Below are 22,250 nucleotides of genomic sequence, written 5' to 3' on the forward strand. Positions count from 1 at the left end.
TTTCCCCTGTCAGAACGATCCCATCTGAAAGAAACCGGCCGTCATCACCACTACCGGTTACCGCCCAGCGCCGAGGCAAGGCGCACAAGTGAAAGGAACTCGGACCTGTACCCAAACGGGTCGGCTCCTCGAGCGGCAGTGGCGATCTCCATGATCTTGTCGTAGCCAAACTTCGCGGTCGCATCCTCGTCGCGCAGCTTCTGGCCGAAGGCGGCAACCGCGACGGAGAAGCGCTGATCGGCGCTGGCCTGGTCGAAGGACGAAATCTCGTTGGCCGAGGTCACCGGCGTGGTGATCAGCTTCGAGACGTCTTCATTCGGCAGCTTGTAGCGGATCTTGACGAAGGCATATTCGTCCGCGTTGGCGACGCCGCCATTGTCCACCGACGCCTGGCCGTAGCGCAGCGGATCGATCTGCTCGCCGCCGCTGCCCTTTGGCGTGATTTCATAGATCGCGGTAACGGAATGGCCCGAACCAATGTCGCCGGCATCGACGCGGTCATTGTTGAAATCCTCGCGGTTCAAGGCGCGGGTCTCGTAGCCGATCAGGCGATATTCCGAGACCTTGTTCGGGTTGAACTCGACCTGGATCTTCACGTCCTTTGCGATAGTGAACAACGTCGACGAAGCATCCTCGACCAGCACCTTTTCGGCCTCGGCCAGCGTATCGATATAGGCGGCGGTGCCGTTGCCGTTCTGCGCGATGGTCTGCATCATCTGGTCGTTCAGATTGCCGCGGCCGAAGCCGAACACCGACAGGAAGACACCGCTCTTGCGCTCGCTTTCGATCAGCCGCTTAAGGTCGTCGTCATCGGTCTGGCCGACATTGAAGTCGCCGTCGGTGGCGAGCATCACCCGGTTGACGCCGTCCTTGACGAAGGATTTTTGCGCCAGCCTGTAGGCTTCCTTGATGCCCGCCTCACCGGCCGTGCTGCCGCCGGGCGTCAGATTGTCGATGGCGCTGAGGATCTTGTCCTTTTCGGACGCCTTGGTCGGCTCCAGGACTGTGCCGGCGTCACCGGCATAGGTGACGATCGAAATGGTGTCGTCGGCCTTCAGCTTGCTGACCAGCAGCCGGAAGGCCGATTTGAGCAGCGGCAGCTTGTCCGGCTCGTCCATCGAGCCCGAGACATCGATCAGGAACACCAGATTGGCCTTCGGCTGCTCGGTCGGCTTGACGTCAAAACCCTTGATGGCGACATGCATCAGCCTGGTCTGCGTGTTCCACGGCGTCGGCATGACGCTGACGGTCGAGTTGAACGGCGTCGAGGCGGAGTCCGGCCCCTTCCAGTCATAGGGGAAGTAATTGATCATCTCCTCGACGCGAACAGTATCGGCTTGCGGCAGAGTGCCTTGCTTCAGCGAACTGCGCACGAAGGAATAGGAGGCCGTGTCGACGTCGATCGAGAAGGTCGAGACCGGGTCCTCGAGTGCCGCATGCACCGGATTGGTCTTGAAATCCTCGATACGGTCGCGATTTTCCTCCTGCGGCAGCATCTGGTCGGCCGGCGCCATGGCCGGCTGCTGCGGCGCCATCAGCTTCGACTCCGCCGCCATGCGGGCTCGCGAGGTGCTGGGTACACTTGCAGCGCCATCCAGTGCGAATTCACCTGTCGGTGCCGGTGGCGCAGGCTCGGCCAGCACACCGCGCTCCAGCGCATTTTGTTGTGCAGCGCCCCCAGCAACGGTCGATTCGGATTTCTGCGGCGAGGCCGGCGCCACAAGCGCATCGGTGGCGTCGCGGCTTTCCACATCGGCGTCCGCCTTCTTGTCCTTCTCCAACTCGCCGCGCTTCGGCTCGGCGGTCGTCGGCTTCACCGTCGTCGGCTTGTCGGCCAGCGTCTCGGTGATCTTCTCGTCGCCGCCGAATTTGGGCGGCTGTTCCCTCAGCAGATGGAAGGTGGCGTATCCGGCGATCGGCAGGGCGACGAGCCCGGCAAGAGCCGGCGTGGCAATGAGTTTCTTTTGCATGATCTCGCTCCAGAGCTTTTGTGCTCGCTCTGTGAGACGAAGCCCGCCAACCGATCCTTGGGAGACAGCAGAAATATTTTCCTGATCATAGGCGCGCAGGGCGGCCTCGAAGGCACGTGCCTTGGCATCCTTGGCGGGCGCCGGTGCTGCGATATCGCGCAGTCTGTTGAGTTCATTGTCGTCGACCATGGTCACACTTCCCCGGCCGCGCGCATCAGCGTCTTCAGCCGTTTCTTCGCTTCATGGATGTGCCAGGAAACCGTCGTCTCCGAGATCGCCATCGCCTCGGCGGCGGCCGCGTGGCTCAATCCTTCGCCATAGACCAAAAGCACGGCGTCGCGCTGCTTGTCCGGCAATTGCCGCACCGCGGCCCATAGCGCTTCGGCGGGGTCTTCCGGTTCGATCGACGCCTCGCCCGAGATCAGTGCATGGACGCCATAGGCCTCTGTCTTGACTGTCTCGCGGGCGGATTTGCGCATCATGTCGCGCGCGGCGTTCAGGGTCACGGAATAGAGCCATGTGGTGAAGGCGCCGCCGCCGCGATAGTCGCGGATCGCCTTGCCCAGCCTGACGCAGACTTCCTGGGCTATGTCTTCGGCATCGGCCTTCCTGCCGCACCAGCGATAGGCAGCGCGATAGACGAAGTCATAGTGCCTTTCCAGCAATGTGCTGAAGGCCCCCCTGTCTCCGCCCTTCGCCCGCCCGATCAGTTCGGCGTCGGAGGCTTCGCTCTCATCCAGCATCATCGCCATCATTTGCCTGTTGGACGAAGGCTAATGGCTAATCCTTGGGGCAATGGAAAGATTTTTTTGGAAACCGCCGGATCGTGACCGCCGGCACCCCGCTTGACACATCCATATCTCGGCGGTTATACGTCAATCAATAGCCACCGGGTTATCGATCCCAGATGAACAACGCTCACGATGTCCTCTTCAGAACGCTCTCCGATCCGACGCGTCGGGCAATCTTCGAGCGCCTGTGCCGGCAAGGCGAGCAGACGGTCGGCGCCCTGACGGCTCAGTCGGGGGTCTCGCAGCCGGCGGTGTCGAAGCATCTCGGCGTGCTCAGGCAGGCCGGGCTCGTGCGTGACCGCCATCAAGGACGGCAGACCCATTATAGCGCCCAGCTCGCAGCACTTTCCCCGCTGACCGACTGGACGAACCAGATGAACACGTTCTGGCAGAGCCGGTTCGACGACCTCGAAAATTTGCTCAAAAGAATGGACCAATGACCAACATCGCGACCGAAACGCGCTCCGTCATCGTCGAACGTGAGATCCCCTATCCGCCGGAAAAAATCTGGCGCGCGCTGACCCAGCCGCATCTCATCGAGGAATGGCTGATGAAGAACGACTTCAAGCCAGTCGTGGACCACCGTTTCAATCTGCGAAAGGAACCGCAGCCTGACGTGAGCATCGTTGTCGACTGTCAGGTAACAGCCGTCGAATTGAACAAGACACTATCCTACACGTGGCAGGCCTATGGCCTCGAGAGTGTCGTCACCTGGACTCTCATGCCGACCAGCACGGGCACCCGGTTGCGCATGGAACAATCCGGCTTCCGGCCGGATCAGGAGCAGGCGTATCGGGGCGCGACGAGCGGGTGGCGGCAGTACTTTACGAATCTGAGTCAGGTCCTGGCGCGGATAGATTGAAACCCGCCGGTGCGGATCGGTGGTTCGCGTCGGCTGTTTTGACAGGAGGAACTATTGGACTGGAACATGTGGGTTCGGCAAATTCATCGCTGGCTGTCGATCATCTTTACGCTGACCGTCATCACCAACTTCGCCACCATGGCATTCGGCCAGCCTCCCGCCTGGGTGGTCTACTCGCCGCTCCTGCCGCTCTTCCTGCTGCTGTTCAGCGGCCTGTACATGTTCGTGCTGCCCTATGCCGCCAAGGGCCGCGGCGCGCAGTGTGTCGGCGGATAGGAGTGGGGCAGAATGGCCAAGACGCAGCGGCAATCGACCAAGGCCAAGGCTGCGCCAGTGCTGCTCTCGGGCGGCAACCCGCAAATCGCCAAGGGCGATGGTGACGCCCCGGTGCAGGCCTATATCGCTGCGATGCCGGGTTGGAAGCGCGGCCTGGGCGAACGCCTCGACGCGCTCATCGAGCGCAACGTGCCGGACGTCCGCAAAGCCGTGCGATGGAACTCGCCCTTCTACGGCATCGAAGGCCAGGGCTGGTTCGTGTCGTTTCATGTCTTCACCCACTATTTGAAGGTGACCTTCTTCAGCGGCACGTCGTTGCGGCCGGTACCGCCTGGCGGCACGGCGAAGAGCAGGGATGTGCGCTGGATCGACATCCGCGAAGACCAGTTCGACGAGGCGGATGGCGGACTGGGTGAAACAGGCCGCCGCCCTGCCAGGCTGGATCCCGTAGCGGCCGCAACGACGACTGCGAGCAGAAATTCGAATTCTTTCCTGCCGAAAGGGCGGGGCCAAAGACGACAGAGGAAAAAGAGCCATGAAGATCAAGCTGACCAGCATGTATGTGGACAACCAGGAAAACGCACTGCGCTTCTACACCGACGTGCTGGGCTTCACCAAAAAGGCCGATTTCAGCAACGGGCCCTATCGCTGGCTGACCGTGGCCTCGGCTGAAGAGCCTGATGGAACCGAGCTGCAGCTCGCGCTCAACGACAACCCGGCCGCCAAGGCCTATCAGGAAGCCATTTTCAAGCAGGGTCAGCCCGCGATCATGTTCTTCACCGACGACGTCAAGAGCGATTATGAGCGCATCAAGGCGAAGGGCGGCGCGTTTATCAAGCCGCCGACCGAGGTGACCGGCTCGACCATCGCCCAGTTGAACGACAGCTGCGGCAACCTCGTTCAGATCACCCAGCTGGCGCGCTGGTAACGGGCGGCGGTTGAAACGCGTCGAGGCACAGGAGACACCCAATGACCCCCTCGCAACAGATCGACCAGCTGATCGCCGGCCTTACCGATTGGCGCGGCGAGACGCTCGCCGGCATCCGCAAGACCATCCTTGCAGCCGACCCGGACATCGTCGAGGAGTGGAAGTGGATGGGCAGCCCGGTATGGTGCCTCGACGGCAACATCGTGGTCGGCAACGCCCACAAGGACAAGGTGAAACTCACCTTTTCCCATGGTGCCAGCCTGCCGGACCCCGACAATCTGTTTAACAACGGTTTTGGCGGCAAGGTGTGGCGGGCAATCGATATCCTTGAGGGCGAAAAGCTCGACGAGGGCGCCCTGAAAGACCTCGTCCGTGCCGCCATCGATTACAACCAGGCCAAAAAGAAGAAGAAGGCGGCTGCTGGGACGAAGCCACGGACGTAAGTCTAGGCCGCCTGCCCCGCCACCCAGCCCGATGACCATGCCCACTGGAAATTATAGCCGCCCAGCCAACCCGTGACATCGACGACTTCGCCGATGAAAAACAGGCCCGGCACGGATTTCGCCTGCATCGTCTTCTGGTCCAGCCCGTTGGTGTCGACCCCGCCCAGCGTCACTTCGGCGGTGCGGTAGCCCTCCGAGCCGGCAGGCTTGATGCGCCAGTCATTGACTGCGGCAGTTATGGTTTTCATCTGGGCGTCGGAAAGATCGGCAAGGTTGCCGTCGATCCCGGTGCGCTCGGCGATCGACTGCGCAAGCCGCTTCGGCAGATGATTTGCCAGCACCGTCTGTACCGCTTGCCGCCCATTGCTTCGCTTGGCCACGCGGATGAGGTCCGCCACGTCAACTCCCGGCAGCATGGCGATGCGGATTTCATCGCCCTCGCGCCAATAGGACGAGATCTGCAGGATGGACGGTCCGCTGACGCCGCGATGCGTAAACAGCATCGCTTCGGAAAACCGCGTCTTGCCGCAGGCGACTTCCGCGTCGACGGCGTTGCCGGCCAGCGGCGCCAGCCGTTCGAGCGTGTTTGCGTCGAAGGTCAGCGGAACCAGCGCCGGCCGCGTTTCGACAACAGCAAGGCCGAACCGCTCGGCAAGCTCATAGCCGAAGCCGGTCGCCCCCATCTTGGGGATCGACTTGCCGCCGCAGGCCACGACCAGCGACTGGCAAGTGACCAAGCCTGTGGAGAGGGTGAGCGCAAACCCCTCCACGGTTTTGCGGACATCCTCAACGCTGGCCGAGAGCGCCAGCTCCACGCCCCTGCCCCGCATTTCCGAGACCAGCATGTCGATGATCTGGCGCGCGGAGCCATCGCAGAACAGCTGCCCAAGCGTCTTCTCGTGATAGGCAATGCGGTGGCGTTCGACGAGGGCGATGAAATCGCGCTGCGTGTGGCGGCTGAGCGCCGAAATGCAGAAATGCGGATTGCCCGACAGAAAATTCTTCGGGCTGGCATGGATGTTGGTGAAATTGCACCGGCCGCCGCCGGAGATGCGGATCTTCTCGCCAGGCGCAGCCGCATGATCGAGGATCAGCACCGAACGGCCGCGCTTGGCCGCCTCCACGGCGCACATCATTCCGGCGGCACCCGCGCCGATGATCACGACATCATAGGATTGCATCAGGCTATTCGTTTCCGCTCGACCCACTCACATGGGGCCGCGCCATTTGTGCTGCCTGATACCACTTTGGCCCGACAGTTTTCTAGCAATTCCGTCCCAGCAGCATGGTGATCTGGAGGGTGACGATTGTGGTGAACAGCCCGGGATCACTGAAAGCCCTCGCGGACAGCATTGCCCCATGAACCGATGCCATCAGCATCTGGGCCTCCTCCTCCGGCCGGTTGTTCAAGCGGAACAAGTCCTGCTCCATTCCAGCCCGCAGCACCGACGTAAGCCATCCCGCGAGATTTTGGAAATGGGCACGAACGCGTGATGCGACCTCTTCCGGCAGCATCTGCATCTCGCCGGCGAGTATCGCGCAGACGCAGAAGGACGGCGAGGCATCGCGAATGCATGTCCGCCAATAGTTCAGATAGGACTGAAGTTGTTCAGCAGGGCTTGAGAGTTCTCCCCGGAGAGATTCCAAGCCCGCTTCGGCCTGCCGCCTGTAACGATCCACCAGCACCGAAACCAGCTCGGCCTTCGTCGGAAAGTGATGGTGGATGCTCGCCTTCCGGATCCCGATGGCAGCCGAGATATCAGCATAGCTGAACCCGTTGTAGCCTCCCGCGACGATGAGGGATTGCGCGACATCGAGAATCTTTTCTGAGGTCGAAGCCATTGATTTCATGGCGCTGCCTACCTTCTGATAGGCAGATTGTCAAGGTCCCGTTTCTCACAGAGAGGTGTTCGAGCGTCGGGTTGATTCAAAGCAAATGCCTTCCTACTAGTAGGTAGAAATCACAACAAGGAACCTACTGATGCAAAGCCAATCGTCGATCCCATCCAACTGGTTGCGATCCTATTATTTCGGACGCGCCATATTTTCTATCGCCTGGGTTGCTGCCGCCATCCTATTCAACGGGCAACCCGGTCCCACCGCGCTTCTGCTCGTGATCTACCCCGCATGGGACGCCCTCGCCAATCTGGTTGACGCCAGGGTAAATGGCGGCCTGGAAGCCAACTCGTCCCAGGCATTGAACGTCGTGGTCAGCACGATAACGACGCTCGCCGTCATCGTGGCGGTCGCCAACAGCATGTATGCCGTTCTGGCCGTGTTTGGGGTTTGGGCGATCCTCTCGGGCCTGCTACAGCTGAACACGGGACTAAAGCGTTGGCGCTACCATGGCGCACAATGGCCGATGATCCTGAGTGGTGCGCAGTCGGCCCTCGCCGGGGGCTTCATGATCAGCCGATCCCTCGGCACGGCTGCGCCGACGATTCTGGACATCGCCCCTTATGCCGGGTTCGGCGCGTTTTACTTTCTGCTTTCCGCAATTTGGCTTGTCGTCGCAGCCTATCGCAAGGCAAACGCCTAGGCGCAGCCCGATCCGGCGGCGGCAAGGTGAACGATCATCTGCCGCCGTCGAAAGGGCAAGCATCGCTCACTCTTTGCCGCATGGGCTGCCGTTCTGGTTCAAAGACGCGTAGCGTCCTGCTCAGGGTCGACCGCTGACCTTAGATCAGCGTCTCGGCGAACAACGTCGTCAGCCGCTTCCAGTGGCGTTCGGCGCCGGCGGCATTGAAAACGCTATGATCGGGTACGCACCAGCCATGCGCCATCCCGGCATAGTTCTCGATGACATGATCGACTTCAGCGACCCGCAGCGCTTCGGCCAGCCGCGCCGACTGTTCCGGCGGGAAACTCCTGTCGACGCCGGATGTGCCGACATAGACGCGCCCCCTGATGGAGGCTGCCTTGCGATGCGGGCTGTCGGCGGCGTCGCTGGCCAGATTGCCGCCATGGAAGCTTGCGGCCGCTTTTATCCGTTCGGGATAGGTTGCAGCCGCATTCAATGATCGACCGCCGCCCATGCAATAGCCGACGGTGCCGATCGGCCCGGTAATGCCCTCGGCAGCAAGCGCATCGAGGAACGCATCGCTGTCGCTGATGGTCATGTCCTGCGTCGTGCCGGTGACCAGCGCCATCAGCGGGATTTTGGTCTTTTCCTCGGCGAAGGCGGTCTTGGCGTCGAACGGCCCGTAGGGCGCATTGCGGTAGAATAGGTCGGGCACCAGTACCGCATAGCCTTCATTCGCCAGCCGGTTGGCCATACTGTCGAGCGCCGGCCGCGGACCGAAGGCGTCCTGATAGAGAATGACGCCGGCCTTGGCAGGAGATGCGTTTGCCGAGCGGAAAAGCCCAGCATTGGCAACACCATCCCTGGTCTTGATTTGAAGGTCGTGTTTCGTCATCGCCCGCTCCGTTCGACTGATGCGCGATACATATCCGCGCGAGGCCATACGGCAAGGCATTCCCCGGGCATGGCAGTCAACATTTCGTGCAGGATTGCGTGACGCTATTGCTCGCCCTCGCGCACGGTCCGCGCGCCGACATGCAGCGCACGGCCGGCACCGAGCCCCATGATGGCTACGCCAAGCCCGAGCGCGACGAACAGGAACGCCGTCCCCGAAAAACTGCCGGTCCAATCGCGGATCAGGCCCACCAGCAGCGGGCCGAATGCCGCCAGTACATAGCCGACGCCTTGCGCCATGCCTGAAAGATGCGCGGCGACATGCGAATCCGGCGAACGCAGCACGATCAAGCTCATGGCAGCCGCGATCAGGCCCCCCTGCCCAATGCCTTGCAGGACCGCCCAGAACAGCACCGTCGAGGTCGGCGCAAAGAGAATGCCGAGCAGCGCGATCACCGCTATGGCAACGAGCGCCACATTGATGCCGCGCTGGTCCTTCAGCCGCATCGCAAAGGATGGCACGGCGAGGCACGTGATGACCTGCGCCATCACCGACACCGAAACCATCGCGCCGGCGGTGGCCGCGTCAAAGCCGCGCTCGCGCAGGATCGGCGCCAGCCAGCCGAAGATGCAATAGGCAAGTGCCGACTGCAGCCCCATGAACAGCGTCACCTGCCAAGCCAGGCGATCGCGCCAAAGCCCGACGACGTGAAAGCCGCGATGACTGACCTGCCGACGGCTGCCCAGCGCCTGCGGGATCCAGATCAGCAGCACGACCAGCGTCGGCACCGCCCAGGCAGCGAGCGCTCCCGACCATGAACCGGTGACAAAATGCTCGATCGGCAGCGTGAAGCCGGCAGCGGCAGCCGAGCCGGCGCAGAGCGCCATGGTGTAGAACCCGGTCATGATAGCGGCCCTGTCGGCGAAATCGCGCTTCACCAGGCCCGGCATCAGCACATTGCCGATGGCAATCGCGCCACCGGCCAGGAATGTGGCGACAAACAGCAGGGGAACCGTACCGAACCAGCGCAGGCCGGTTCCCAGCACCAGCAAGGCGAGCGCCCCGAGCAAAGTGCGCTCGGCTCCATAGCGCTGCGCAAGCCTTGGCGCGAAGGGCGCGAACAGGCCGAGGCACAGGACGGGCAGCGTCGTCAGCAGGCTGGCGCCCGTCGTCGAAAGACCGGTTGCCTGCATCACCTCGGGCAACAGCACCGACAGGCTGGAAAACAGCGGCCTCAAGCTGAAGGCGATCAGCACAAGGCTTGCGCCAAGCATGATGCGCGCCGCACGGCTGCGCAGTTCAGGCGGCTGCGGCATGGGCAGGCTGTCGGCCTCGGCATCGACGAGTTCCAGACCCTCGACCTCGGCCTTCGGATCAGGCTGACGAAAACTCTGGTTCATTGCGAAAGCAGTCTTTCAAGTTGGGCAAGCACCGGCGCCATGAAGGCTCGGACGGCGGCAACGGCGCGCTCGGGATCGCTCGCGGCAATGGCGTCGACGATTGCCGCATGCGCCTGGTGGTCCGGTTCGGGCAGATCGCCGTCGATGGTGGCATGGATGGTCTCGGTGATGGCGGCGGTGAAGAAGTCATAGAGCTCCATCATCGCCCTGTTGCCGGACGCCGCGACGACGGATTTGTGGAAAGCAAGATCGCGCCGGATGAAGGCTTCGCTTCCGCCGTCCGCGACGGTGCCGCGCGCGGCAAGCAATTGCCGCATCCGCTCGAGGTCGGCTGGCGTGTGACGCAAGGCGGCGAGCCTCGCGGCCTCGAGGTCCAGCGCCGCCCGCGCCTCCCACTGATCGCGCAAGCCGCTGCGTTTGACCCGGTCAAGCGCGGCAGAAGTATCGACGGCGGAGCGCACATAGGTGCCCGAGCCCTGACGCGTATTCAGCAACCCCTGCGAGACCAGCACCCGCACCGCCTCGCGGACGGTGCCCCGACTGACCGACAGAAGGTCGGTCAGAGCTGCCTCGTTGGGGATACGCTCGCCGACACCCCAGCGGCCGCTGACGATTTCAGCCCGCAGGCTCTCGGTGGCGCTGTCGGTGAGATTGGTTCGGATAGCAGGTTGCATCGGCCATTCATCAAGTCATCAGATGACTTGATGAATAGGCTTGCTTCTAACTGCCGTCAAGATGCTCGAAGCGAACGAGCACCACGCAATGGGAATGGATCAGTTGGTGGCGCGTGCGAAGCTCGCCATGTGGTAGGCCTGAACCTCCGGCGGATAGCGATACTCCGTGCCATAGGGGCACGCATTGCGATCAAGGCAGCCGCCGCTGCGGCAAGGCGAGCCGCCGGCTCCACGCACATGCGCCAGGCAGGATTGATAAGCAAATCCTTGCGCGGAATAAGCGTCGACCGGGCAGGATTTCAGGCAGGGTTTCTCGACGCAGCTATCGCAAAGATGGGCCCCCGGCTCAGCGGCTTGAACCGGAAGCTCGTCGTCGAACAGCAGCGCACCGCGATAGGCGTGCCAGAGCCCATAGTGCGGATGCATGAGGATGCCGAGCGGTGACGGCTTCAGCCCCTCCGCCCGCATCGCCCATTGCTGGAACGGCAGATAAGGCTTGTCGGACGGAGAAATCGCCCGTGCGCCAAAATCCTGCGCCACCGCGCCGATCACCTCACGCGACCAGGTGTCGAGCGGATTGGCGATTTGCTCCGGCTGGCTTTCGCGCCAGCGCAGGAAATGCGGCCAGTGCGCGGCTCCCGTCTGACCTACCAGCAGGACGGCCGCTGCCGGCGCACCCGATGACCCCGTTGGTGGCGCATCGCCTGGCGTAAAATTGAAGCCGCCACGAAGAACAAGGCGGTTGGCAAGAAGCGCCGCGGCAATGCGGTCAACGCTGCCGGCAGTCGCAATCATTCCTTCTTGACCGGATCGGAGAACGCGCTCCGCCAGACTTCCTTGTGGATGATGTTGGCGACTTTAGCCCCGCCTGACTCGGGCTCCTTTCAAGTGAAGGCGTCGGGCATCGACCCCTTCTTCTTGGCGATGAAGTCCTGCAACGCTTCGTCGATGCTCGGATCGAGATACGGCGCCTCGTAGCTTTCCAGCCAGCGGCGGGCAAGTTCGTTGGCACGCTGCGGCGCTGTCTTCTCGCCTTCGGCCAGCCACTGCTCGTAGGAATTGTTGTCGGCGATGTTGGAGCGGTAGAAGGCGGTCTGGAAATTGGCCTGGGTGTGGTCGCAGCCGAGATAGTGGCTGCCCGGGCCGACCTGGCGGATGGCGTCCATCGCCTGGCCGTTTTCCGACAGATCGACGCCCTCGGAAAACTTCTGCGTCATGCCGAGCTGGTCGATGTCCATCATGAATTTCTCGTAGCAGGACGCCAACCCGCCCTCGAGCCAGCCGGCAGAGTGCAGCACGAAATTGGTGCCGGCCAGGATGGTCGAGTTCAGCGTGTTGGCGCTTTCATAGGCCGCCTGAGCATCCGGAACCTTGGACGCGCAGAGCGAGCCGCCGGTGCGGAACGGCAGGCCCAGCCGACGCGCCAGCTGCGCGGCGCCATAAGACACCAGCGACGGCTCCGGCGTGCCGAAGGTCGGCGCTCCCGACTGCATCGAAATCGACGAGGCGAAGGTGCCGAACAGCACCGGCGCGCCGGGACGGATCAACTGCGTGAACGAGGCGCCGGCCAGCACTTCGGCCAGGACCTGCGTTAGCGTGCCGGCCACCGTCACCGGGCTCATCGCGCCCGCAAGGATGAACGGCGTGACGATGCAGGCCTGGTTGTGGCGCGCATAGACTTTCAGCGCGCCGAGCATGGTCTCGTCGAACACCATCGGCGAGTTGGCGTTGATCAGGCTGGTCAGCACCGTGTTGTTCTCGACGAAATCGTCGCCGAACACGATCTTGGCCATGGCGACGGTGTCTTCGGCGCGTTCCGGCGCGGTCACCGAGCCCATGAACGGCTTGTCGGAATATTTGATGTGGCTGTAGATCATGTCGAGGTGGCGCTTGTTGACCGGCACGTCGACGGGCTCACACACCGTGCCGCCCGAATGGTGGATCGACGGCGCCATATAGGCGAGCTTCACGAAATTCTGGAAATCCTCGATCGTCGCATAACGCCTGACGCCATCGAGGTCACGCACGAAGGGCGGACCGTAGACCGGCGCAAAGACGGTGGCATTGCCGCCGATCTGCACCGAACGCTCGGAATTGCGCGCATGCTGGGTGTAGACGGACGGCGCGGTCTTGAGCAGCGAACGGCACAGCCCCTTCGGAAAGTGCACGCGCTCGCCCTTGACGTCGGCGCCGGCCTCTTTCCACAGTTGCAGCGCTTCCGCGTCATCACGGAAGATGATGCCGATCTCCTCGAGCACCGTGTCGGTGTTCTTCTCGATCAGCGCCAGGCCTTCCTCGTCCAGCACCTCGTAAACGTTGATCTTGCGCTTGATGTAGGTGAGCTGCGTACCCGGGCCACCGCCCGAACGTGCTGCCCGCCGGGCTGCAGCCCCGCCACTGGCGCCACGCCCACGTCGCGCGTTTGACGCTTCCTGATCGACTGCCGCGTGTTCGCTCATGGTGGTTCTTCCCTGAATCTGTTCTTGTCTGGAATCCATAGCGGCTGCATCTCGCCGCTTCTTGCCAGATCGTAGCCATGCACCCTATTCGAAACGGCCCGCCAGCGCCAACGCCTGTCGCAAAATCGACAAGAATTCCAAGAGAGTTACGGTCGCTTTCCTTTTGCGGGAAGTCGCAAATCAGCTATGGATACCTGCCCCCAGCGGGTTAGGTATGAACGCGAATATTTTGTGCCTTGCGACGCACGTCGCGATGCCGGCAGGAGCTCGATACAAATGGCCGACGACGAGATCATCCTTTCCGAACTTTCCGACGACGAGTTGGTGCAGCAGATGCACGACGATCTCTATGACGGGCTGAAGGAAGAGATTGAGGAAGGCACCAACATCCTGCTCGAGCGCGGCTGGGTGCCCTACAAGGTGCTGACCGAGGCGCTGGTCGAAGGCATGCGCATCGTCGGCGAGGATTTTCGCGACGGCATCCTGTTCGTGCCCGAAGTGCTGTTGTCGGCCAATGCGATGAAGGCCGGCATGTTCATCCTGCGTCCGCTGCTCGCCGCCACCGGCGCGCCGAAGCAGGGCAAGATGGTCATCGGCACCGTCAAGGGCGACATCCACGACATCGGCAAGAATCTCGTCGGCATGATGATGGAAGGTGCTGGCTTCGACGTCATCGATCTCGGCATCAACAATGCGGTCGAGAAATATCTCGATGCGATCGAACAGCACCAGCCGGACATCATCGGCATGTCGGCACTTTTGACCACGACCATGCCCTACATGAAGGTCGTCATCGACACGATGAAGGAAAAGGGCATCCGCGACGACTATGTCGTGCTGGTCGGCGGTGCGCCGCTGAACGAGGAATTCGGCAAGGCCGTCGGCGCCGATGCCTATTGCCGCGATGCGGCGGTGGCGGTCGAGACCGCCAAGGACTACATGAAGCGCAAGCACAATGTGCGCGCTTCGGCCTGATTGGCCAATTCGGCATGGACAATAGGAAGCCGCGCCTTGCAGCGCGGCTTTTTTGTTCCCAGATGGTGAAGAAGGCCGCGCGCGGATCAGGGCTTGGTGACGGTGTCCTCGACCGCCTTGGCAGTCGATTTGACATCCCTGCCGACGCCGCGAACGGTGTTCGCGCAAGCCGCAAGGGCCAAGGCGCAGGCCAGGATGGCAATCGGCGTGATGCGTAGCAGTTTCATGGACGGTGTCTCCCTCAATAGATAAATTAGCGCCACAACAACGAAGGCCGCTCGACTGGTTCCATGGCCAAGACGCAAAAAACGAAACCGAATCAAGACGACAGGCTGCTCGTCATCGCCTGCGGGATGATTGCGCGTGAAGTTCTGGCCGTCAAGGAACAGCTCGGACTGGATCACCTCGACCTGACCTGCCTGCCGGCGGAATTCCATTTCTACCCGGACCGCATCGCTCCGGCCATGGACAAGGCAATCGAAAAGGCCAAGGCCGAAGGCTACAGCAACATCTTCGTCGGCTATGCCGATTGCGGCACCGGCGGCCTGCTCGACAGGGTCTGCGAGAAGCATGGCGTCGAGCGCATGGCCGGCCCGCACTGCTTTGCCTTCTATCAAGGCATGGAGGCTTATGCGAAAATCGCCGACGACGACATGATGTCCTTCTACATGACCGACTTCCTCTGCCGGCAGTTCGACGCCTTCTTCATGAAGCCGCTCGGCCTCGACAAGCATCCGGAACTGATCAAGGACTATTTCGGCAACTACGAAAAGCTGATCTATCTGGCCCAGACCAATGATCCGGAACTCGACAAGATCGCCGAAAAGGCCGCCAAAATGCTTGGTCTCGTCTATGAACGCCGCGCAACCGGCTACGGCGACCTGACGGCCGGAATGGCGCTGGCGGCTGCACACGCCTGAAGCAATTCTTGACCCGCCATGCTCCAACCCTGGATGACAGGCCATCGAGAACGGGTAAGTTGTGCGCCACAAGGCAACAGGCCCTCCAGCCATTCGAACGTGGAAACGCACGATGACCCCTCACCTCTTGATAGCCGTACTCGGTCTCCTCTGTTTCGCCCTGCCCGCTCATGCCGACGGCGAGGTGCAGAAACTCATCACCCCAGCCGACAAGGCACGGCTCGACAAATATGGCGAGACCCGCAAGGCGGCGCTCGCCGAGGCGAAAGCGGGAAACCCCGCCGAGGTCAAACAACTCGACGCCTTGCTGGCAAAACCGCTGGTAGCCTTCTCCGACAAGGACCTGACCGGCAATTGGCGGTGCCGCACGATCAAGGCCGGCGGACCTTTGCCGCTCGTCATCTATGGCTGGTTCAAGTGCAAGGTGACCGATGACGGTTCCGGCTGGCGGCTGGAGAAGATCAGCGGCTCACAGCGCACCAAGGGCCGTTTCTTCGACGATGGCGAGAAACGCGCGATCTATCTCGGCTCCTTCTATGTCAACGACGATCCGGCAAAGCCCTATGGCAGCGCCCCGCAAACCGACCAGGTCGGCTACGCCTTCCGCAACAGCGCCAAGGAATGGCGCATCGAATTCCCGGCGCCCTACTACGAATCGAAGCTCGATATCATCGAATTGAAGCGCTGACCGGCATCGAAGATGCTGATCACCAAGGATTAACCCGGACGCCCTAGCATCCCGCCCATTGTCGAGAACGGTTGCTTGGAGGGGGCAAGATCCATGGCAGCATCAGAATCCAGTACGCGTCCGATCGTGGTCGTCACCGGCGGCGGCCAGCATGTCTGGGCTATGATCAATGCAATCGCCGATCGCGTCGGTCCTGTCAGCGTTGTCCTCGAAACACCTGAATCCAAAAAGCAATTGCTGCGTGGCCGGGCTCGCCGCCAAGGCTGGATCTCCGCCATGGGCCAGCTTGGCACGATGGTGCTGAGCAGGTTGGGCAAGCGATTCCTGGCCGGCCATAGCGCGCGATTGATTGCCGAGGAGAAGCTGGAGGTTGAGCCGCGACCAGGCCAGGAGATCATCCAAGTATCCTCGGCCAATGGGCTTGAGTGCCTGCAGGTAATCCAGAAGATCCGGCCAGGCGTTGTGCTGCTCAACGGTTGCCGACTAATCTCGGCGGAGATGCTGAGCAAAATGCCCTGCCCGGTGCTCAATTACCATGCGGGCATCACGCCGAAATATCGCGGCATGAATGGCGGCTATTGGGCTCTGGTATCAGGCGATGCGCAGAATTTCGGCACGACTGTCCACCTCGTCGACGCTGGCGTCGACACCGGTGGCGTGCTGAAGCAGGCGCGCGGACGATCGAAAAAGGGCGACACCATCTCAAGTCACGCGCTACGCCAGACGGCGTTCTCGCGCGACATCTGCGTCGAGGCCGTCAGCGATGCACTGGCTGGAAAACTCACGACGATCGATCCCGGCCTGCCTTCGAAGCTGTGGTATCATCCGACGATCTGGTTCTACGTCTGGACGGGCCTCAGAACCGGCATCTGGTAGCGAGTTCCTCGCCCGTATCCGCATGCCGCACGCTGGCTCTTCCGGCGCGTCGAACCTGCCGCCAGCACACGCCGCAAACGAATAAACCCACCTTTCATTTTACGACATCCAAATGCGTCGCTTTTGAATGCGCGCGCGTCGTCCCATAACAAGCGGCCCCACTGCGCTTCCGGCAATGCTCGCAGATCGAGGAGTGAGAATTCATGGCCGATCTGATCGTCGTCTACTGGCGCGACATCCCAGCCCAAATCATCGTCAAGAAGGGCCGGCAGAACGCCAAGCGCGAACTGCCGCTGCGCTTCACCGAGGCGATCGACATGTGCGCGATGCGCACTGGCGCCGGCGGCACCGACGATTATCTGGCCGAATGGCGCAAGGCCGATCCCGTCCCGGTCGGCGATGACCTCGAAGCCGAGGTCGAGAAGGCATTCAACGATATCGACACGAAATACGATCGCGAGCGGCTGGTCGCCCTGGTCAAGGCAGGCGGCAAAGAAAATGTCTGAAACCATTCCTGCCAAGGATGGCCAAAGGGTTGTCCAGCCGGTTACCCAAGCCACTCTGGTCAAGAAGGCAGCGCCGAAATCCGACTACAAGCCGGCCGACGTGTCGCCGCAGCGGCGCGTGCAGCGTTCCTTTGCGGTTCGGCTGTGGTCGATCAGGCATTCGCGTCTGCTCGAATGGTTCTACGCCAAATTCGCCGACATGTTTCTGCTCCTCCATCCCCTCTGGAAGGGCATAGGCTACGGCCGCGTCGAAGGGCCGATCAAATTCGTCGAGAAGCGCGTCAAGGGCTTCATGTTCGACTGCCGCATGTGCGGCCAGTGCATCTTGTCCTCGACCGGCATGTCGTGCCCGATGAACTGCCCCAAGCAATTGCGCAACGGCCCTTGCGGCGGCGTCCGCGCCAACGGCAATTGCGAGGTCGAGCCCGATATGCCCTGCGTCTGGGTCAAGGCCTGGGAAGGCTCGCAAAACATGGTGCACGGCGACAGGATCCTGACCGTGCAGAAGCCGGTCGACCAGTCGCTGCGCGAAACCTCGGCCTGGCTGCGGGTGACCGCGCAGGCGGCCACCGCGCGCGAAGCGGCCGCTGCCGCCAAGAATGAGACGGCCAACACCGGGGCGTCGGCATGATCGGCCGCCAGCGCGACGAGAACCCGGCTGGCATCCACCTGCCGCTTGAGCCCTTGCCCGGCCACACCTCGCGCGGCCGGCTGGAGCGCGTGCTTAGGCGCGGCGAATTCGCGGTGACGACCGAACTCAACCCACCCGACAGCGCCGATCCCGAAGACGTCTATAACAGGGCGAAGATTTTCGATGGCTGGGTCGACGCCATCAACGCCGTCGACGCATCGGGCGCCAATTGCCACATGTCGTCGGTCGGTATCTGTGCGCTTTTGACCCGCATGGGCTATGCGCCGATCATGCAGATCGCCTGCCGCGACAAGAATCGGATCGCCATCCAGGGCGACGTGCTGGGTGGTGCCGCCATGGGCGTGGCCAACATGCTGTGCCTGACCGGCGACGGCGTGCAGGCCGGCGACCAGCCCGGCGCCAAGCCGGTGTTCGACCTCGACTGCATGTCGCTGTTGGAAACCTGCCGTATCATGCGCGACAATGGCAAGTTCCTGTCCGGCCGCAAGCTGACGACGCCGCCGCAGCTTTTCCTGGGTGCTGCGATCAACCCGTTCGCGCCGCCGATCGATTTCCGGCCGCATCGCCTGGGCAAGAAGATCGCCGCCGGCGCGCAATTCGTACAGAGCCAATATTGCTTCGACGTGCCGATGTTCCGCACCTACATGCAAAAGGTGCGCGACCTCGGCTACACCGAAAAATGCTTCATCCTGGTTGGCGTCGGCCCGCTCGCCTCGGCCAAGACGGCCAAATGGATCCGCTCGAACGTGCCGGGCATCCATATTCCCGATTCAGTCATCAAGCGGCTGGAAGGCGCCCAGGACCAGAAGAAGGAAGGCAAGCAGCTCTGCATCGACATCATCAATGAGGTGAAGGAAATATCAGGCGTTTCCGGCGTTCACGTAATGGCCTACCGGCAGGAGGAATATGTCGCCGAGATCGTCGATGAATCGGGCGTTCTGAGGGGCCGCCAGCCGTGGAAACGTGAGATCCGTCGCGACGACCAGATGGTCGCCGACCGGCTCGACAGCATCTTGCACGACGACATTACCGAAACGCAGGTGGACATGGTGAAGACCGCGCACTGATGTATGTCGCCCAAAAGTGGGAACCGGTTTTGGGACAACGACATACTTTAACTCGAGGCGAAGCGCGGACGGCTACCCATTCGCTTGAACGAAAACAGACAACGATATAAAGAAATCTTTATATCACGGCGGAGAGAATTCATGACCCGTACCATCGTCGCTTCGGCGACACGAGAAATCATCATCGGCTTCGACCAGCCGTTCTGCGTGATCGGTGAACGCATCAACCCGACCGGCCGCAAGAAGCTGGCCGCCGAGATGATCGCGGGCAATTTCGAGACCGTCATCAGGGACGCATTGGAGCAGGCAGCGTGCGGCGCCACCATGCTCGACGTCAACGCCGGTGTCACCTCGGTTAACCCGAACGAGACCGAACCCGGCCTCTTGGTGCAGACGCTGGAGATCGTGCAAGGGCTGGTCGACCTGCCGCTGTCGATCGACAGTTCCGTCACCGCAGCGATCGAAGCCGCACTCAAAGTTGCCAAGGGCCGTCCGCTGGTCAACTCCGTCACCGGCGAGGAAGAAAAGCTCGAAGCCATCCTGCCGCTGGTGAAGAAGTACAATGTGCCTGTCGTCGCCATCTCCAACGACGAGACCGGCATTTCGATGGACCCGGATGTCCGTTTCGCCGTCGCCAAGAAGATCGTGCAGCGTTGCGCCGATTTCGGCATTCCGGCGCATGACGTCGTCGTCGACCCGCTGGTCATGCCGATCGGCGCGCTCGGCGACGCCGGCCGCCAGGTGTTCGCGCTGCTGCGTCGCCTGCGCGAGGAGCTCAAGGTCAACACCACCTGCGGCCTGTCCAACATCTCCTTCGGCCTGCCGCATCGCCACGGCATCAACGCCGCTTTCATCCCGATGGTGATCGGCGCCGGCATGACATCAGCCATCATGAACCCGGTACGCCCGCAGGAAATGGAAGCCGTGCGCGGCGCCAATGTGCTGAACGGCACCGACGAGAACTGCACCAACTGGATCAGAACCTACAAGGATTACAAGCCGGCCGAAGGCGGCCAGGCGGTCGCCGCCCCGACGCAGGTCAATGCGCCGGGCGACGGCGCCGGCAATGGCGGCCGCCGCCGTGGCGGCCGTGAAGCCCGGATGGGCCGAGGATAAGCGCGCAATCGTGAACTCACCTGCAAACATCACCGATCCGCTCGTGCTTTTCATGCCGTCCGGCAAGCGCGGGCGGTTTCCTGTCGGCACACCGGTGCTTGATGCCGCGCGCCAGCTTGGTGTCTATGTCGAAAGTGTGTGCGGCGGACGCGCCACCTGCGGGCGCTGCCAGATCGAAGTGCAGGAAGGCAATTTCGCCAAGCACAAGATCACCTCTTCCAACGACCACATCACGCCCAAGGGCGCCAAGGAAGAGCGCTATGAGCGCGTCCGCGGCCTGCCCGAACGGCGCCGCCTCTCCTGCTCGGCGCAAATCCTCGGCGACCTCGTCATCGACGTGCCGCAGGACACCGTGATCAACGCGCAGACCATCCGCAAGGATGCCGACACCAGGGTCATCGCCCGCGATTCGGCGATCCGCATGTGCTATGTCGAGATCGAAGAGCCCGACATGCACAAGCCGCTTGGCGACCTCGACCGCCTGAAGATCGCGCTGATGCACGACTGGGGCCTGAAAAGCCTCGATTTCGATTTTCATCTGCTGCCGCAGGTGCAAGGTATCCTGCGCAAGGGCAACTGGACCGCGACCGCCGCCATCTACAAGGATGCCGACTCAGAGACAGCGCGCGTCGTGGCGCTGTGGCCCGGCCTCAAGAACGAAGCCTATGGGCTGGCTTGCGACATCGGCTCGACCACCATCGCCATGCATCTGGTATCGCTGCTATCGGGCCGCGTCGCCGCCTCGTCGGGCACCTCGAACCCGCAGATCCGCTTCGGCGAGGACCTGATGAGCCGCGTCTCCTATGTGATGATGAATCCTGACGGGCGCGAAGGCATGACGGTCGCCGTGCGCGAGGCGATCTCGGGTCTCGTCGACAAGGTCTGTGCCGAAGGCAATGTCCAGCGCAACGACATCCTGGACAGCGTCTTCGTCGGCAATCCGATCATGCACCATCTGTTCCTCGGCATCGATCCGACCGAGCTTGGCGGCGCGCCCTTTGCGCTGGCCGTTTCGGGCGCCGTGCATATCAAGGCATCCGACATCGGCCTGAATCTTAACCAGGGCGCCAGGCTCTATATGCTGCCTTGCATCGCCGGCCATGTCGGCGCGGACGCGGCGGCGGTGACGCTGTCGGAAGGCCCGCACCGCCAGGACGAAATGATGCTGATTGTCGACGTCGGCACCAATGCCGAGATCGTGCTCGGCAATCGCTCGCGCGTGGTTGCCGCCTCCTCGCCCACCGGCCCGGCCTTCGAGGGTGCTGAAATCTCCGGCGGCCAGCGCGCCGCACCGGGCGCGATCGAGCGCGTGCGCATCGACCCAGACACGCTGGAGCCGAAATACCGCGTCATCGGCTCGGAACTGTGGTCCGACGAACCGGGCTTCCTGGAAAGCGTCCAGGCAACCGGCGTCACCGGCATCTGCGGTTCCGGCATCATCGAAGTGGTGGCGGAGATGTATCTCGCCGGCATCATTTCCGAGGACGGCGTCATCGACGGCGGGCTTTCGGCCCGTTCGCCGCGCGTCACCGCCAACGGCCGCACCTTCTCCTATGTGCTGAAGGAAGGCTCCGCCGCATTGACGGAAGATGGGCCGAAGATCACCATCACCCAGACCGATGTGCGCGCCATTCAGCTTGCCAAGGCAGCGCTTTATGCCGGGACCAAGCTGTTGATGGAAAAGCAGAACACCGAGCATGTCGACCGCATCCATTTCGCCGGCGCCTTCGGCTCCTTCATCGATCCGAAATACGCCATGGTGCTCGGGCTGATCCCGGATTGCGACCTCGACAAGGTCTCGGCCGTCGGCAACGCCGCAGGTGCCGGCGCCCGCATGGCGCTGCTCAATCGCGGCTACCGCCGCGAGATCGAGGACACGGTCAGCAAGATCGAGAAGATCGAGACGGCGCTGGAACCGAAATTCCAGGAGCATTTCGTCTACGCCATGGCGCTGCCCAACAAGGTCGATCCGTTCCCAAAACTGTCGGCAGCGGTGAAACTGCCGCCGCGCAAGACGGTCAGCGAGGACGGTGTTGCCGGCGACGCTGCTCCGCGACGGCGTTCGCGCGAAGGCCACGCCGCCAGGCGTGGACGGGAATAAGCGGCCGCGCCCACCGCCTTTCCAATCTCATTTGCATGCAAATGTTTCCGGATCGCTTGATCCGGAAACCAAAACGCTGTTTTCGTGAAATTCGCCAGATACATGGCAGGCGCATTCAACCGGCATCGAA

25 protein-coding genes and 1 pseudogene are annotated in these 22,250 nt (G+C 62.3%); 16 read left to right on the forward strand and 10 right to left on the reverse strand.

Translation table 11 applies throughout. The features are described 5' to 3' along the window. Window positions 1-50: 50 nt before the first annotated feature. Together NKH95_RS27210 and NKH95_RS27215 are read right to left on the reverse strand one after the other, a co-directional pair. Window positions 51-2,159 carry a YfbK domain-containing protein gene (locus NKH95_RS27210; RefSeq protein WP_352893816.1) on the reverse strand — a complete coding sequence of 703 codons (2,109 nt, stop codon included), beginning with the start codon at window positions 2,157-2,159 and terminating at the stop codon, window positions 51-53. Window positions 2,160-2,161: 2 nt separating this feature from the next. Further along, a complete protein-coding gene (locus NKH95_RS27215; protein WP_352609544.1) occupies window positions 2,162-2,722 on the reverse strand; it encodes an RNA polymerase sigma factor in 561 nt (186 codons plus the stop codon). 155 nt (window positions 2,723-2,877) lie between these two features. On the opposite strand from NKH95_RS27215, the gene NKH95_RS27220 reads away from it, so the two are divergent. From NKH95_RS27220 to NKH95_RS27245, 6 genes and pseudogenes are all read left to right on the forward strand, one after another. Next, a complete protein-coding gene (locus NKH95_RS27220; protein ID WP_127291759.1) occupies window positions 2,878-3,201 on the forward strand; it encodes an ArsR/SmtB family transcription factor in 324 nt (107 codons plus the stop codon). After that, a complete protein-coding gene (locus tag NKH95_RS27225; protein WP_352584360.1) occupies window positions 3,198-3,623 on the forward strand; it encodes an SRPBCC family protein in 426 nt (141 codons plus the stop codon). The genes NKH95_RS27220 and NKH95_RS27225 overlap by 4 nt, the downstream gene beginning before the upstream one ends. Before the next feature lie 54 nt (window positions 3,624-3,677). After that, on the forward strand, window positions 3,678-3,899 hold the full coding sequence (locus tag NKH95_RS27230; RefSeq protein ID WP_352678280.1) for a hypothetical protein: 222 nt from the start codon (window positions 3,678-3,680) through the stop codon (window positions 3,897-3,899). Window positions 3,900-3,911: 12 nt separating this feature from the next. Continuing rightward, window positions 3,912-4,350: pseudogene (locus NKH95_RS27235) on the forward strand (DUF1801 domain-containing protein). A 150-nt stretch (window positions 4,351-4,500) separates the two neighbouring features. Continuing rightward, window positions 4,501-4,827, forward strand: coding sequence for a VOC family protein (locus NKH95_RS27240; RefSeq protein WP_352751408.1), 327 nt, complete (start codon window positions 4,501-4,503; stop codon window positions 4,825-4,827). Window positions 4,828-4,868: 41 nt separating this feature from the next. Then, window positions 4,869-5,270 (forward strand): DUF1801 domain-containing protein, encoded by a 402-nt coding sequence (locus NKH95_RS27245; RefSeq protein ID WP_352751343.1) that lies wholly within the window; start codon window positions 4,869-4,871, stop codon window positions 5,268-5,270. A gap of 2 nt (window positions 5,271-5,272) precedes the next feature. On the opposite strand, the gene NKH95_RS27250 is transcribed toward NKH95_RS27245, so the two are convergent. Beyond that, window positions 5,273-6,451 carry a BaiN/RdsA family NAD(P)/FAD-dependent oxidoreductase gene (locus NKH95_RS27250; RefSeq protein WP_352893819.1) on the reverse strand — a complete coding sequence of 393 codons (1,179 nt, stop codon included), beginning with the start codon at window positions 6,449-6,451 and terminating at the stop codon, window positions 5,273-5,275. An 82-nt stretch (window positions 6,452-6,533) separates the two neighbouring features. Continuing rightward, window positions 6,534-7,121 carry a TetR/AcrR family transcriptional regulator gene (locus NKH95_RS27255; RefSeq protein WP_352893820.1) on the reverse strand — a complete coding sequence of 196 codons (588 nt, stop codon included), beginning with the start codon at window positions 7,119-7,121 and terminating at the stop codon, window positions 6,534-6,536. A gap of 130 nt (window positions 7,122-7,251) precedes the next feature. Here NKH95_RS27255 and NKH95_RS27260 point away from each other — a divergent pair, with 130 nt between their 5' ends. Next, window positions 7,252-7,809: a DUF308 domain-containing protein gene (locus NKH95_RS27260; RefSeq protein WP_352751339.1), complete on the forward strand. Its 558-nt coding sequence runs from the start codon at window positions 7,252-7,254 to the stop codon at window positions 7,807-7,809. Between the two features lie 139 nt (window positions 7,810-7,948). Here NKH95_RS27260 and NKH95_RS27265 read toward each other — a convergent pair whose 3' ends face one another. The 5 genes from NKH95_RS27265 to NKH95_RS27285 all read right to left on the reverse strand — a co-directional run bounded on the left by NKH95_RS27265 (window position 7,949) and on the right by NKH95_RS27285 (window position 13,219). Continuing rightward, window positions 7,949-8,686: a dienelactone hydrolase family protein gene (locus NKH95_RS27265; RefSeq protein WP_023812306.1), complete on the reverse strand. Its 738-nt coding sequence runs from the start codon at window positions 8,684-8,686 to the stop codon at window positions 7,949-7,951. A gap of 104 nt (window positions 8,687-8,790) precedes the next feature. Next, a complete protein-coding gene (locus NKH95_RS27270; protein ID WP_352751337.1) occupies window positions 8,791-10,086 on the reverse strand; it encodes a CynX/NimT family MFS transporter in 1,296 nt (431 codons plus the stop codon). After that, window positions 10,083-10,760, reverse strand: a complete 678-nt coding sequence (locus NKH95_RS27275) for a FadR/GntR family transcriptional regulator (protein WP_128304376.1) — start codon at window positions 10,758-10,760, stop codon at window positions 10,083-10,085. Before NKH95_RS27275 ends, NKH95_RS27270 begins: the two co-directional genes overlap by 4 nt. 99 nt (window positions 10,761-10,859) lie before the next feature. After that, entirely contained in the window at window positions 10,860-11,555 is a 696-nt protein-coding gene (locus tag NKH95_RS27280; protein ID WP_352893823.1) for a 4Fe-4S dicluster domain-containing protein, read from the reverse strand. An 89-nt stretch (window positions 11,556-11,644) separates the two neighbouring features. After that, window positions 11,645-13,219 (reverse strand): trimethylamine methyltransferase family protein, encoded by a 1,575-nt coding sequence (locus NKH95_RS27285; protein WP_023812310.1) that lies wholly within the window; start codon window positions 13,217-13,219, stop codon window positions 11,645-11,647. Between the two features lie 276 nt (window positions 13,220-13,495). Between NKH95_RS27285 and NKH95_RS27290 the strand changes: the two genes are divergently transcribed. Next, entirely contained in the window at window positions 13,496-14,194 is a 699-nt protein-coding gene (locus NKH95_RS27290; protein WP_023812311.1) for a cobalamin B12-binding domain-containing protein, read from the forward strand. Between the two features lie 86 nt (window positions 14,195-14,280). Here NKH95_RS27290 and NKH95_RS33495 read toward each other — a convergent pair whose 3' ends face one another. Further along, window positions 14,281-14,421 carry an entericidin A/B family lipoprotein gene (locus tag NKH95_RS33495; protein ID WP_013531174.1) on the reverse strand — a complete coding sequence of 47 codons (141 nt, stop codon included), beginning with the start codon at window positions 14,419-14,421 and terminating at the stop codon, window positions 14,281-14,283. A gap of 63 nt (window positions 14,422-14,484) precedes the next feature. On the opposite strand from NKH95_RS33495, the gene NKH95_RS27300 reads away from it, so the two are divergent. The 8 genes from NKH95_RS27300 (at window position 14,485) to NKH95_RS27335 (ending at window position 22,120) form a co-directional block, all read left to right on the forward strand. Next, on the forward strand, window positions 14,485-15,114 hold the full coding sequence (locus NKH95_RS27300; protein WP_352751331.1) for a DUF1638 domain-containing protein: 630 nt from the start codon (window positions 14,485-14,487) through the stop codon (window positions 15,112-15,114). 112 nt (window positions 15,115-15,226) lie between these two features. Next, window positions 15,227-15,802: a DUF4893 domain-containing protein gene (locus NKH95_RS27305; RefSeq protein ID WP_023812314.1), complete on the forward strand. Its 576-nt coding sequence runs from the start codon at window positions 15,227-15,229 to the stop codon at window positions 15,800-15,802. Between the two features lie 93 nt (window positions 15,803-15,895). After that, window positions 15,896-16,678 carry a formyl transferase gene (locus tag NKH95_RS27310; protein ID WP_352893827.1) on the forward strand — a complete coding sequence of 261 codons (783 nt, stop codon included), beginning with the start codon at window positions 15,896-15,898 and terminating at the stop codon, window positions 16,676-16,678. A gap of 203 nt (window positions 16,679-16,881) precedes the next feature. After that, the gene (locus tag NKH95_RS27315; RefSeq protein ID WP_023812316.1) at window positions 16,882-17,184 is read left to right on the forward strand and encodes a virulence factor; all 303 of its coding nucleotides are present in this window, start codon (window positions 16,882-16,884) and stop codon (window positions 17,182-17,184) included. Beyond that, complete coding sequence (locus NKH95_RS27320) at window positions 17,177-17,815, forward strand: methylenetetrahydrofolate reductase C-terminal domain-containing protein (protein WP_128304382.1); 639 nt, start codon at window positions 17,177-17,179, stop codon at window positions 17,813-17,815. Before NKH95_RS27315 ends, NKH95_RS27320 begins: the two co-directional genes overlap by 8 nt. Next, window positions 17,812-18,903, forward strand: a complete 1,092-nt coding sequence (locus NKH95_RS27325; protein WP_128304383.1) for a methylenetetrahydrofolate reductase — start codon at window positions 17,812-17,814, stop codon at window positions 18,901-18,903. Before NKH95_RS27320 ends, NKH95_RS27325 begins: the two co-directional genes overlap by 4 nt. 141 nt (window positions 18,904-19,044) lie before the next feature. Further along, window positions 19,045-20,019 carry a methyltetrahydrofolate cobalamin methyltransferase gene (locus tag NKH95_RS27330; protein ID WP_023812319.1) on the forward strand — a complete coding sequence of 325 codons (975 nt, stop codon included), beginning with the start codon at window positions 19,045-19,047 and terminating at the stop codon, window positions 20,017-20,019. Further along, window positions 19,970-22,120 carry an ASKHA domain-containing protein gene (locus NKH95_RS27335; RefSeq protein ID WP_352893829.1) on the forward strand — a complete coding sequence of 717 codons (2,151 nt, stop codon included), beginning with the start codon at window positions 19,970-19,972 and terminating at the stop codon, window positions 22,118-22,120. Before NKH95_RS27330 ends, NKH95_RS27335 begins: the two co-directional genes overlap by 50 nt. The last annotated feature ends 130 nt before the right edge of the window (window positions 22,121-22,250 follow it).

The organism is Mesorhizobium sp. M0848 (assembly GCF_040319805.1).
Classification (GTDB): domain Bacteria; phylum Pseudomonadota; class Alphaproteobacteria; order Rhizobiales; family Rhizobiaceae; genus Mesorhizobium.